The organism is Thermogutta hypogea (assembly GCF_055386265.1).
Genome location: NZ_AP042425.1, coordinates 616,726 through 630,024, shown reverse-complemented (window position 1 = coordinate 630,024; position 13,299 = coordinate 616,726). Strand labels below are relative to the sequence as shown.

General features: G+C 61.1%; 8 protein-coding genes. 4 read left to right on the top strand and 4 right to left on the bottom strand.

The annotated features are described in order from the left end of the window. The first annotated feature begins 14 nt into the window (after window positions 1-14). Window positions 15-1,121 carry a saccharopine dehydrogenase family protein gene (locus ACZ5B4_RS02100; RefSeq protein ID WP_464912788.1) on the top strand — a complete coding sequence of 369 codons (1,107 nt, stop codon included), beginning with the start codon at window positions 15-17 and terminating at the stop codon, window positions 1,119-1,121. Window positions 1,122-1,682: 561 nt separating this feature from the next. Further along, window positions 1,683-2,264 (top strand): thioredoxin family protein, encoded by a 582-nt coding sequence (locus ACZ5B4_RS02095; protein WP_464912787.1) that lies wholly within the window; start codon window positions 1,683-1,685, stop codon window positions 2,262-2,264. A gap of 24 nt (window positions 2,265-2,288) precedes the next feature. On the opposite strand, the gene ACZ5B4_RS02090 is transcribed toward ACZ5B4_RS02095, so the two are convergent. The 4 genes from ACZ5B4_RS02090 to ACZ5B4_RS02075 all read right to left on the bottom strand — a co-directional run bounded on the left by ACZ5B4_RS02090 (window position 2,289) and on the right by ACZ5B4_RS02075 (window position 9,853). Continuing rightward, on the bottom strand, window positions 2,289-4,844 hold the full coding sequence (locus ACZ5B4_RS02090) for a hypothetical protein (protein WP_464912786.1): 2,556 nt from the start codon (window positions 4,842-4,844) through the stop codon (window positions 2,289-2,291). 235 nt (window positions 4,845-5,079) lie between these two features. Continuing rightward, a complete protein-coding gene (locus tag ACZ5B4_RS02085; protein WP_464912785.1) occupies window positions 5,080-6,144 on the bottom strand; it encodes an SAM-dependent methyltransferase in 1,065 nt (354 codons plus the stop codon). A gap of 246 nt (window positions 6,145-6,390) precedes the next feature. Next, window positions 6,391-8,913, bottom strand: coding sequence for an MMPL family transporter (locus ACZ5B4_RS02080; RefSeq protein WP_464912784.1), 2,523 nt, complete (start codon window positions 8,911-8,913; stop codon window positions 6,391-6,393). A gap of 355 nt (window positions 8,914-9,268) precedes the next feature. Next, window positions 9,269-9,853 carry a hypothetical protein gene (locus tag ACZ5B4_RS02075; RefSeq protein WP_464912783.1) on the bottom strand — a complete coding sequence of 195 codons (585 nt, stop codon included), beginning with the start codon at window positions 9,851-9,853 and terminating at the stop codon, window positions 9,269-9,271. A 737-nt stretch (window positions 9,854-10,590) separates the two neighbouring features. On the opposite strand from ACZ5B4_RS02075, the gene rpsU reads away from it, so the two are divergent. Both rpsU and ACZ5B4_RS02065 read left to right on the top strand, forming a co-directional pair. Beyond that, window positions 10,591-10,788, top strand: a complete 198-nt coding sequence (gene rpsU, locus ACZ5B4_RS02070) for a 30S ribosomal protein S21 (RefSeq protein ID WP_464912782.1) — start codon at window positions 10,591-10,593, stop codon at window positions 10,786-10,788. 340 nt (window positions 10,789-11,128) lie between these two features. Then, a complete protein-coding gene (locus ACZ5B4_RS02065; RefSeq protein ID WP_464912781.1) occupies window positions 11,129-13,204 on the top strand; it encodes a hypothetical protein in 2,076 nt (691 codons plus the stop codon). Window positions 13,205-13,299 lie beyond the last annotated feature (95 nt).

Here is a 13,299-nt window from a genome sequence, read left to right as displayed (position 1 = left end):
AGAGAAAACACCACATGAGTGAGGATCCGCGCTGGATGATCTATGGGGCTAACGGCTTCACCGGACGCCGTATTGCCGAGGAAGCCGTAGCCCGGGGACATCGTCCCATCTTGGCAGGGCGTAATCGCGACGCCGTGGTCGACTTAGCCGAGTCGCTGAACTGCCCCTACCGCATTTTCTCGCTGGACGCGCCGGACGACCTGGCCGCCGCGGTGGCCGGCCTGCGGTTGGTTCTGCATTGCGCCGGCCCCTTCTCGCGAACGGCGCGCCCCATGATGGAGGCCTGTCTCGAAACGCACACCCACTACTTGGACATCACCGGAGAGATCGACGTCTTCGAGCATGCCGCTTCCCTGGACGCCAGGGCGAGAGAGCGAAGTGTGACGTTGGTGCCGGGCGTCGGTTTCGACGTCGTCCCGAGCGATTGCCTGGCGGCCAAGCTCGCGTGCCGGATCGCGCAACCCACGCATCTGGTTTTGGCCTTCACAGGCATCGGAATGGTGAGCACCGGAACGGCCCGGACCGTGTGGGAAATCCTGCCCAAGGGCGGCATGATTCGCCGCCACGGCAAACTGAAACGCGTGCCGCTCACGTACCGCATCCGCGAGATTCCCTTTCCCGAGGGACCGCGCACCGCGGTCACCATCCCTTGGGGCGACGTCGCCACCGCTTGGTACACGACCGGGATCCCCAACATCGAAGTCTATTTGGCCCTGCCGCCCAAGACGTTGCGGGTGATGCGTTGGGCGGCGCCCTTGCTGTCGCTCGGCAAAGTCATGCCCTCCAACCCCATGGTCGAAACCGCCCTCCGCAATCTCTTGAGTCGGCCGCACGCGGGCTCGCCTCCCGAACCGAAAGCAGGCGCCGAAAACGAGCTGATCAACGGTTCCCGGAGCGAGTTCTGGGGAGAGGTGAGAAACGAAGCGGGAGACGTCGCCTCCGCCGCGATCGTGACTCCCGACGGTTACGCGCTTACGGTGTTAACGGCTTTAGCTTCCGTGGAGCGCGTCTTGACGGAGTCTTTGCCGTTCGGATTCACGACACCGGCGCGGGCCTTCGGTCCCGATTTCATCGACGCCATGCCGGGAGTGGCGGTCTGCGACAACGTGGTGGCCGTCTAGAACGACGGACTTAACCGCCCGCTAAAAGAGCAGCCCGACACGCTATTTTGCGAGCCGGGCTGCTTCCCCCCTGGGCACGTTGGGCGTAATGATGGTAAAGTGGCAAACGTTGCTACCTTGCTTGAAACCCGTCCCGTCAACGGGATCAAGCGAAATCCTCGTCGCCTATAGTATCGACTCACGGAGTGTCCATTCTTGACACATCTTGTTCCAGCAAAACCGCCCTGGAACTTCAAGCCCTGCGTTTCCGTCCCCGCCTAGCAAGCGAACGTCCGGTACGCCGCACCAACATCGATGCGGACGTCTCCCAAGGATCCGCAATTTCGCCTCGTTCTCGGCCATTCGACGCAATCGCCGATCGAGAAACTTTTGCACGTCGGCTGCTTGGCGAGTCGCGCACTTCTCTCGCACGAACGTGATTTCTAGAATTGATCCAAACTCGGAGTGGCAGACGCCGCGGCTACGTGGCACCCGGGTGGCGGGGCCCATCAGGCCCGCACCGCCTCGGTCTGACTTGAAGTAGAATTCACCGCGCGCAACTTTCGGAAAGGAGTGATCGCGATGGTTCGTACCGCCAGCACCATGCTTCCGTTGGGCACGAAGGCACCGGATTTCGCCCTGCCGGACACCAACGGCAAGATCGTCCGCTTGGCCGACTTCGACGGCGCAAAGGCCCTGCTTGTGATTTTCCTGTGCAATCACTGTCCTTACGTCAAACACATCGCGGAACAATTGGCTCGTATTACGAAGGAATACATGGATCGGGGCGTGGCCGTCGTGGGAATCAATTCCAACGACGTGACGGCTTACCCCGAAGATTCGCCGGAGAAAATGCGGGAAGAGGTCGCCGCGCGGGGGTATTCCTTCCCTTATCTCTACGACGAGACGCAGGAAGCGGCCAAGGCTTATCGGGCGGCCTGTACGCCGGATTTCTTTCTCTTCGATGCCGATCGCAAGCTGGTCTATCGCGGGCAATTAGACGACAGCCGGCCGAGCAACGGTTTGCCGGTCACCGGCAAGGACTTGACGGCCGCGGTGGATGCGGTGCTTGCCGGGAAGCCCATTCCCACGGATCAAAAGCCCAGCTTGGGCTGCAACATCAAGTGGAAGCCCGGGCACGAGCCGGAATACTTCAGCGGTTGACGCGTTCGCGGGCGTCGGGACCGGTCACTGCGAAGCCGAATGGTCGCCGCGGGACGCCTTCTCCGTCGACGCTTGCATCGCTTCAAGCTCTTCCTTCTTCGGGCGGTCGACAATGAAGCCGCCGGACGAGCCGCGGCGACTGACGGCGTTGTTCTGCGCGCGGGAACCGTATTGGTCCGTCCCTCCGTAATCCACGACGAAGCTGAAATTGCCGCCGCACGTGGGGTAGGGATGATAGGCAATGCTGCCCGAGGCGTAGCCTTGGCTGGTCCCCTTATAAACGTCATCGCCGGCGAAGTCGTAAAGAACGCCCAGCGACGCCTGAGCGCCTTGACCTTGAACGCCGCCCACCGTGGCCAAGTACTGGTCGTTTCCGTCGAGCTCCAAGAGGAAACCGGCCGACAAATCCCATCCGAACCCGGTCCCCATGATGGTACCGTCGTAGCTGTCGTCGCCCCAATCGTCGATCAGAAATCCCACGGCGTAGTGACAGGCCCAGCCGTTGCCGAATCGCTGAAACCTCTGCTGGGTCCGTGCGGAACCATTGTAGGCGTTTCGGGTGGCCCCCAAGCGTTGATCGTTTCCGGCGAAGTCGCGAGCAAAGCCCATTCCCAACCAATAGCCGCCTCCTTGGGCGAAGTAGTCGAATTCGTATTCATCGTCGCCGGCGCCTTCCAGTAAGACGCCGATTCCGCCATTGGCAACCCCGCGGATCCCGGCACCGACGCCTTGCCCCCAAGCATCATAGCCGGGCGTTTCCGGGTAAGAGTCGTAAAAGTTTCCGCCGATGTAATAATGATCGTCTCCCGCCACGTCTTCGAGGGCGGCAAATCCCCACGGCCCTGCAAATCCCTGCCCCCATAAGGCGGCACGATAATCGTCCTTGCCCTCCCGGTCGATCAACAGGCCCACTCCGCCCAAAGCCTGGCCCTGCACACGGCGGAATCCGACGTATCGATCGTTTCCCGCCAGGTCAACCAACATTCCCACGCCGACCAGGGCGCTGCCTTGCGCGATATCCCGAGCCGAATAAACATCGTCGCCGGCGACATCGACCAAGATGCTGCCGCCCACCACGGCTCCCCCTTGGATGCCGGGCTGCGTCCCTTGGTAGCGATCGTTCCCTCCCAAGTCGATGACGATCAAAATCGGCCGCGAGACGTTGACCGAGCCTTCCACGTAAACGTCGTTTCCACCCAGATCAATGACCGCAGCGACCTTGTTCATCTCATCGAGGCGGTACACGTTGTTACCTTTTCCGCCCACGACGATCGCCCCGACCTCGGTTTCTAGGACGGCCGCGACCGATCCTTCCACCCCCGGATACGATCCGGGCGAAGCCCCGTCCGCCGAGTAATCGGACAAAGCGGAAAGCAAAGAGGGATCCGCGGCCTGAGCCAAGGTCTCGGCCAAATCGAACAGCGCCGCGCGGTCCATCTTGCCCATCAATCGGCAGAGCCGCACGCCGCTTCCGCGACTGTTGATGGTATGTCCGACGGACGTGCCGGTGGTAAGAATGGAATACGAATTGCGCGAAAGCTCGCTCAACTCGGCCTGTTCCAACGGTTTGACGGCTCGGGCCATATCCGCACTTGCCCGACGGAGAATCCTTTTGACCATCTCAAGGGCTTCTTGCCCGTTGGACGGCGAGCCCCAGCCCTCGTCCAACGGGTTCGCCGAAACATCCATGCGAGGTCGAGCAACCCGCAGCCCCTGGCGGATGCCGTCGGCCGTGGCAAGCCGGAACCCGGCATGCAGCTTTCGCGTAAACTCCTCGGCTTCGACGGGCCCTCGCAACGGATCGCGGAGCAACTGATCGAACCACGAAAGCCTGGCCAGACCGTTGATTTCGGACCCGCCGTACGGCCCGGCCGTGGCGTTCAGCCGAGAGGCCGCATAGGCCCTCCATTGATCGAATTGCCGGTTCACGCCGCGGCCGGCAAGCTGTTGCTCCACCTCGGGGCGAAGCAGTCGCACGATTCCGGCCGCCAAGGGATTTCCGAACGAATCGGATTCCGCCGGATCGTCGGATTTTTCCGTTTGTGCCGAGTCGGTCGGCCGGCTTTTTTCGGCTTCCTTGTCAACCACGGCGGCGGGAGGTTGCGCCGCCTTCTCCACCTCCGAGTGCGATTCCATTTCGCCGGGGCTGGGAAGCGGCAACTCCGGCTCCGATTCGTTTGGAGCATCCACTTTTTTCCCTGCCGATCCCACGGAGTCTTCTGCTGATCCCTCGGATGGCACGCCGGCCTCAAGCGTGTTTGCGGCGGTACTCCGTACCGCGGTCAGATGTCGCGCAACTGGCGAATGCGAGGAATCGGTGCCGCTCCCCAGTCTCCCAAGCCCGCCGTGCAAGCGATCGTCAAGCACCGGTCGTGGCGGAATGTAATCGCTGTGAAGGGCATCCGGAATGAATTCCGTACGGGTGCTGGGATAGAGCCGGATCGCCCTATCGCCCGTCCACCGAGCCGCACCGAAATCCCCACCCATCAAGGATTTGGTGATCGTCCCGGGCGCCCAACCCGTCAAAGCGATCGTTGACCCGAGCAGTGCCGCAATCGACGCACGACGTAACGTACCCATGGGGAATCGCTCCTCAAGTGCAAGCGGCGGGGGACATCCGTATCCGCAAGTAGACCGTAACACCGGGTGGTTCGCCGGGTTTCCAAACGGCAACGCACGGCGCGCACCATGAGGGGCGACCAAGCGGCGAGCTGTGCGAGAATGGACCCGGAAGGTAGTCCTGGTTTACTTCGGAAAGCGACGAGGCGCAAATCTACTGTTGTGGCGGTGCTTCCGATTCATCCGGTTCGACGGATTATACCGAAGCAACCGGTGACGATGCTGCGCCGCCTCGCACTCCGCGGGCTCGAACAGCCGCAATACACAATTCTTGCCGGTTGTGCCACAACTGTCGCGCCTGCACGGGATTGTATCCCCACGATCGAACCCGCGCCAAGTACTCGGGAAGTCGATCCGCCAGCGTCCAATCGACCAACTTGAGCGTCAACAGCATTCCCTTGATCTTGACCTGGGCGTGCTTCACGAGCGATTCGACGGCACGCAACGTGTAATTGGGAGCCACGTTCAGGTCGGCGGCGAGCCAGCGCACCTTTCGGAATTCTTTTCGCGAGGCTTGATTCGTCCGCTGCCGAAGATGCGTGAAATTGGGATGGGCCAGTACGTCGGGGTGCATTTCGGCAGGATCCACTCCCAGAACGCGAAAACCACGTTCCAGCAAAGCCTGTGCCGCTCCCCCCGGCGCGCTACCTAGTTCGGCCCAAACCGCTCCCGGCGGACAAGGCAGACGCGACCATTGCAGGGCCTCTTCCATTTTCAGCCAGGCCCGCGAAACGGCATGAGCAGGTAAACGCAAAAACGGCCTTCCTCCCGGAAAGGCCTCGTGGAACGTTTCCACCCGATGGTAGCCCACCCACCATAACTCCGGCTCCGCCAGTACACAATCCGCGACCCATTCACCAGGGGAAGCCGTGTCCGTTTCGCCATGCAGCGCATTCGCCTTTGCATTCTTCCCCGCATGAGACATCGCATCCATCAAAGCGTTGCGCAAATCCGTCACTTCTTCCGGCCACGGGAGATCACAGTCGTCGGTGCCCGGCAAGGCCCCCGCCCGCGGCCAAACATGCAACTTGGTTACCGGTACCGTTTCGATCAACTCCCACACGCGGCGGCACGCCGTCCGGCGTCCGAATGCGGCGGCGTCCACCTTGCCGGCGGTAAATCCCCAAGCTCTGGCAAACGTGGACCGCAGCCGAAACCCCGGCCCGGCCGCGGCGTCGCCGACAAACTTGAAGGTAACGAAACCGGGCCTGGCAAAGGCCGACCGAAGCTCCGGATGAGCTCGGGCGATCTCGGCTTTCAACGCGCTTTCGGCTCCGATTTGACACGTTGCGAAAAGAAATTGCGGCGGTGGGGTCATAGCTTCAGGATATGCTTCATCCCCGCCCCTGCCCAGGCATGCCGCGGGCCGTTGGGGGAAAACCAAATCCTGGATTCGCCGTCATACCCCGCCGCGCGAGGCCGCTAGCCTTCGGTCGGCGCAAGGGCGGCGGCTGCACCCGGTTGCCGCAGACGAGGCTCGACTTCCGCAATTCGGAAGGCAACCCGGCTAGGAACACCTGCCCGCCGTCAACGGCGATTGGGTTCGCCGGCTGCGATTGGGCCCGACGGGCGGAGGAACGGCCTGAGGCCCGCGATCCGTGATTCCCCACATCCGGCCCCAAAGGACGAGGAAGGAAGGAACCAAGACGGTGCGGATGACGAAAGTATCCAGGATGACGCCCAGCGCCAAAGCGAATCCCAGTTGGTGCATGGTCCGCAGGGAGCCCGTGATCATGGCGATGAAGGTCCCGGCCATAATCAGCCCGCAACTTGTGATAATCCCGCCGGTCTTTCGCAGGGCGGACTTCAACCCCTCCATGAATCCCAGCTTTCTCTGCTCTTCCAACACCCGCGTCACGAGGTAAATGTTGTAGTCTTCCCCCACTGCCACTAGGATCACGAACAGGAAGGTGGGCAGCTTCCAGTCCAATCCGTGGTACGAACCTTGGTAAAGCCACGCAAACAAGAGGTGCGTGATACCCAGCGTGACGAAATAACCCCAAACGACGGAGACCACCAGGAAGACGCTGATTAAGGGGCGTCGCAAGATGGCAATCAAGACGAAAAGCACTGCAATCGGCACGAGTTGTTGGATCAACTTCTGATCGCTCAAGGTGACGGCGCGAAGATCGCGAATCCCCGGCGGTGTGCCCGTAAAGTAGAACTCCGCCTGATACCACGGCGAGTCCGGGTCTTTCGCCATCGCGGCGAGGTATTCTTCCATGTGATCCAGCAGGTGAATGCTCTCGACGGAAAAGGGATCATACGGAAAGACGACGTCCAATCGCGCGACCTTGCCCCGATACTCTCCTTCCTGCGACACGTAGATGGCCTTGGCGCGACTGCTGATGACGCCCCGCCGTAAGCCGCCGAAAATACCCGCTCTCCCGCTTTTTTCTCCTAAGGGATCCACCAAGCTGCGGACGCTTTGGATCGGTCGGATCGTCGCTCCCTTCTCGTCGGTATACTCCATGTCGTACAGGGCTTTGACCAACCGCGGCAGGCGATCGTAACGGTCCGGCCCCTCGTTGAAATCGGCGTTTCGGTGGTAGACCAAGATGGTCACGGGCCCCGTTTCGCCGGCGGGAAAATATTCGCGTAACAGATTGGTTCCCTGAACGCAGAGGCGATCCGACCCCAATTCGCTCAACAAGTCGTAGGTCAACGGGACGTTTTGGGCGTACCAAACGAAAGGAGCCATCACCAGCACGGAGGCGACGAAAATCAGGCCCGGCCGAGTGGTCACCGCGAGGCCGATTCCGTTCCAAAACCCCTGAAAGCGCCCGCCGGTCCTGCCGCGACCCAAGCGGATGTCGTCGCTCTGTTCGTCGCCTCCCAAGTCAATCTTGAACGGCCAAAACACCTTCCGCCCTAACAGCGCCAAGATGGCCGGAGCCAAGGTCAGGCAGGCCATGAGAGCCACCACCAAGGCCACGGCGATCGCCGGACCTCCGTTGCGGAATTTCCCGAAGTCGGAGAAAATCATCATCCCCAACCCGAGAATCGTCGTCAGGGCTGACGCCAAAAGGGCGCTGCTGACTTGATAGAGGGCCCTCCCGGCGGCCGCGGTCGTGGACAGCCCTTTACTGAGTTCCTCTTTGTATCGCGCGATCAGAAACAAGCAGTAATCGGTACCGCTACCAAACAGCACGACCACCACAAAGATCTTGGTTGTCTTGAAGACCGCGAACTCGAAGGCGTTGGTCGAGTAGCTGATGCCGGCCAAAATCGCCAAGGCGTCAAAAGCCGTGAAAACGGCCACGGCGATGGCGATCAACGGCACCGCGGCCAGCAACGGAGCGCGATAAACCAGCAGCAAGATCGCGATAATCAAGGCGATCGTGGCATATTCCGTGTTGCGGATGCTCTCTTCCGCCGCAAACAGCATTTCCGTGCCGACGGCCCCGGAGCCGGTCACCCCCAATTCCAGCCCCGCCGGTCGGTCCGGCGCATTGCGCAAGGCTTGGAATTTCTCGTAAATCTCCGCCAGCGGCTTCATGTTTTCCACGGCCATGATCTCGCCCTTCATCTGGGCGATGATCAAAAGGGCTTGGCCGTGCTCGTTCGCCGGGCTGAGCAGCTTCTTGCCGATCACTTCCGTGCGATGGCTGACGACGTTTACGATGGGGGAGTCGCTATCCTCCGCCGGCTGATACGTTGCGACCACTCGATCGGCGAACGCCAAATCCTCTTTCGTCAACGGACCGTCGCGGCGCGCCAACACGAACACGACTTCGCTCTTGGAATTCACCTCGCCGAACGCCGCCGTTCGCAGCTTCTCGCCCTGCACGCTGGCCGCCGAATCGGGAAGATAGGCGAAATCGCCGTCTCGCGCGACGTCGTCCCAGTTCGGGGCCGACAAACGCAAAATCGCGAAAAGAATTGCCCACGCGACGAAGACCAGGTACCAGCGCCGTGTTACCAACTGGCTGAGGCGATCCAACACGTTGTCACCCGATCCCTGCTGAAGCAAGATTTCCACGGTCCGCCGTCGCTCGCCGGATCTCGGCAAGAGCGCGACGAATGGCATTCTCCCCTTATCGTATCAAATCTCTAAGGCTCGCCAAGACAAAGAAATGCGACGCCGACAAAGGTTACGCCATTGATTTTCTTTGCCCAACCCTTCTCAATCGCGACCTGCCTTTTGCCCGCCGCAAAACGGCCTCCTCGAATGCAATCGGTTCCTTCCACCGGGTGCCGCCGTTTTGCAGCCCGATCGCCCCTCCCAAGACCGCTGCCCGCCATCTCTACGCACGCCGCTCCCGGTTCCCATGCGGCAACCCCGGTCGGCCCCGCCGCTGGACGCAAAAACGGGTCCCGATCCGAGATCGAGACCCGCTAGCCGGCGTTTTAATTTGCGATCGGGCGACGATGCTCGGCGGTGATCAGTAATTCGAGGAATCGCCCGCCCCGCCGTCCACGTTACCCACCATGTGCAAGTGATCGTGGTCGATGTACACGACTTCCACGGCGTCCTCGTTGCGAATCATGTGCGGAATCGGCCAGCTCACCCAAATCTGTTCGGTGAAATAGACGGTGCACTTCCAGTGGACGTGGTGCAATTGGGCGGGTCCGACCAACGGATATACCCGCGGCGGATCGACCGAGTCCGTGATCAGCTCCTTCACGATGCGAACGTTGTTACGCTGAACCTCGTGCAGAAAGGGCAGCCCGCCTTCGGACGGCCGCGCCTTCTCCAATGCCCGCATGATCTCATCGTCGGACGGCTCATCCAACGCCGTGTGCGGCACGCCCTCCACCAGCGGAGGAAGAATCGGCATCTTCTTATACCGTTCCTCTTCCCAAGCCCGGTCTTCCAACTGATCGGAAAAATAGGGCGAAACCGGAATGGGATAATTCAGGACGCCCCAATCCATCGGACTGACGGCCGTCCCACAGCCGGCCGCTCCGAGCAACAGCAGCCCGGAAACCAAGCCGAAACCTACACGTAGACCGGTCTTGCGTGCCATATATCGCTCCTCGATGGTCACCCCGAATGGCTCCCCGTCTTTGTCGGCATCTCGCGCTCACTCCGGCACGACGCGTCTGCAAGCTCGCCTCGGGACGGTCAGTCCTCGCCTGCTGCGTGCGCTGGAAAATCAAGCTACTTTTCTTATCGTGACAAAGTGCTCCGAACTTGCGGGTTTTTCCGAACGATAGGATGATTTCGTCCATGACGCGGATGACGCTTTTGAGTCGTTCGCAACAGATCAGAGCGATGGTTGACGTTGGAATCGCGGATACATCCATCCCAGATCACGCATCCTTCCTAGTTATCCTCAGCAGCCACCTCACGGGAGGACTCAAGCCAGCCGACCGTTTACCTCATTTCATAGGCCATTTACCCCCTCAATTGTGCGGCATTTCGCGACCTGCACTCGAAACAACAGCCACGGCGAGCCTGCCTTTCGGCTTGACCTCGATTTCGTTCCGATTGCCGGCGCGACCGATGCTCTGATGCAAGCGGTATCGGAACGCACTTTCCGCTCCTTGGGGCGAATCGCAACAGGCAACAAGACGTTTTCCCTCTCGCCGAACCGCTAGACAGTTGCCCGGTGAGGGGGTACGATAAAGCGGAATTGATCGATCTTGGGTGTCGCCCGCGTGCTTCACGGGGCCTGTCAGGCTACCAACCAACAGGCAAGGAAGTTCCGCGGTCGAAGGATGTTTGTCTCTGTGATTCGTTTCTCATAAAGGAGAATGCCGGGTGGTCAAACTGATCTTGCGCGAGAGTGAGTCGATTCAGGAAGCGGTACGGCGGTTTCGAAAGCTAGTCGAACGGGCGGGAATCAAGCGAGAAATGCGGCGTCGTGAGTATTACGAAAAGCCGAGTGAAATTCGTCGTCGCGCCCGCCTACGTGCCGAGCGGCGCGCACGACGCGCACGCCTGCTGATGGCCCGTTGACCGCCCTGCGTCCGGAACCGACCGGACCGCCCGGTTTAACGAAGCGTCGAAAACAAAGCGGCTTTTTGTGTTCCGCTTTCCCCCAAAAAGCGGGCAGAGAGTTTTGGCGCGCTCTTCTTCCGCTCCGGGCTTCCAGACGGCAATTCCCGCCGGTTTCCATCTCCCACCGTTTTTCCGTTGCCCTCGGCATCCTCTAAAGACGCCAACAGGATCGTTCGCTAAACTGGTATTCGTCATCCACCGGCGATGCCCCGCCGTACGGTGATAGCGGCGGTAGCATCCGCCGAGAGATGTTCCGGTCGTTGGTTTCTACTGCGAATCGACTCCTCGGGTTGCGCGTATGACGGTCCCGCGTTCCCGCTCCAAGTTGGATTGCGGCAAGGTAAGCGCAGGCTTGCAACTCGCCGCGATCTGCTTTGCCGCCGTTGTTTGGACGGGGCTTCCGAGAATGGTTTTCGCCGAATCAGGGGCGAAGACGGAATCCACTCACTCTCGCGTCGTCATCGCCAACTTAACGCCGCACCTCCAGACGTTTGTTTTCACCTCCGACGGGCCTCAAGGAGACAGCGACGGGTTGCCGGTGAAGTTGGCACCCAATCGCATGATGGTTTTGCGGTTCCAGAAGCCCACCGACAACCCCCCCCTGCCCACAGTCCGCTTGGCCTTGCCCGGGAATACGGAAAAAAATGGCCGCGAGCTTATCGCATATGATTTGATTTGGATTTCCGATCCTGTCGCTCCCGCGGACCCGTTCGCGAGTCTTTCCCGCTGGCGAAGCCGCGATCCGATCCCCGCCGACGACGCGTTCATGCCCCTTCTTGACGGCGCGGGATCCACCGCTTTCCCGGGCTTCTGGGCATGGGGCGTCCTCGATTGGTCATCGCGCGGCTCGGTCCTCCATACCATTCCTGTGGCTATTTACGTCGATGAGGAGCAGACGGCCTCGCGACAGCTCTGGGTAACCCGACTGCAACGGCGTCTGGAGGCGGCCAACGAAGTCTTTCGCGAGACCTGCGGAATCGAATTCCAGATTCGAGAGACGGGAACTTGGCAAAGTGACAACTCTCTTAAGGACCTCGGCCAGGGTTTGGATGACTTCGCGGCAAAAGTGAAGCCGCGTGAAGCGCTTTTGGCGATCGGGTACTCGAGCCAATTCGGGGCCGAGCCGACCACCGGTCACCTCGGGGTCTCGCATGGAATCCTGGCCGAGCATCTCTTGATCAGCGACACGGGCATCCAGGCGGGTGAAGCGGATCATTTGGACGTTCTCATCCACGAGCTAGGCCACTACCTCGGGGCCGTGCACGTCCCCTCCGACCAATCCGTCATGTTCCCCAAGACGCGTCCCGAACTGGTGCGGGGAAAACGCTTCCGGGTGGGTTTCGATCCCATCAACGCCTTGATTTTGAACTGCACGGCGGAAGAGCTGCTGCAAGGCAGGCGCGTTGTCGCGGAGTTTTCCCGCGAAACCATAACCGCCTTGCAATCGGCCTATCGTTTCGCGGCATCTCTTCCTCAAACGGACGCCACCGCGCGGCAGGCCTTAGCCCTGATCTCGCATGAGGACGATCTGACAGCTTCGCCTTTGCCGCAAGGGAACCTTCCCCCGCCGGATGCCGCTCGGCCTGACGGCTTCGCCGAAGGGCATGCCCCGCAGGCATCCCCTCCGGCAGTGGAAGCCGCCCGCGCCATCGTTCGCGGCGTCATGGCCGACTTGGCAGCCGCTTCGAACGAGCGAGGCGGCCCAGGCCCGCCATCGTCCGTAATTCCCGGCGGAAACGATTCCGATGCTCGCTTCGAGTGGTTGGTACGTCGCGCGGCTGTCGGCGCCCGGCGACTTCCGGAACACTCCCGACCGAACGCCGTCGCCGGATTCCTGATCTCCGTCGGCGTGCTGACGGATTCCACCGATCTGCTGCTCGATCAGCCCGTGGTGGGGGTCGTTTGGCGCAGCGTGGAATCTCCGACGGACCGTGCCCGACGTATTGCCTTGTTGGGACGCCTTACGATTCAAGGCCGCGAAGATTGGGCGCAGCATTTCGCCGTGTCCATGGCCTTGGTCGAATTGACGGGGACCGGGCCGGCGAAAAGCCTGGGATTGATGAAGGAATGGCGAGATAGCCAAGGGCAATCCGGCTTCAGCTTCGCCGATTTGGCCGCCGATTACGCGGGCGTCCGACTGGCTGACGCCTTGAAACGGAGCCTCGTTACCCTCGAGGACGTGGAACGCGATTTCGCGGTCACGGATTTCGTGCCGCGTCTCGCTCTGTTTCCCGAGGGAATTACGGCCGCGAATTTGCAGGCCCGCTACGGCGGATTAATGGGCCGCGAGTTTACCCAAATGCTCAGCCGCATCGAAACCGCCATTGACGAAGCACCCGGCTGGGCGCGATTGCGGCACAGTCCGTCGAAATAGCGACCCCGTCGAAGCCGGGCAACGGCTCGGGGTTCGTAGCCAAATCAGCGACGGGTTTAGGAGGCTTCCCCGCAGCAGCTTGCAACGCGTGAAGC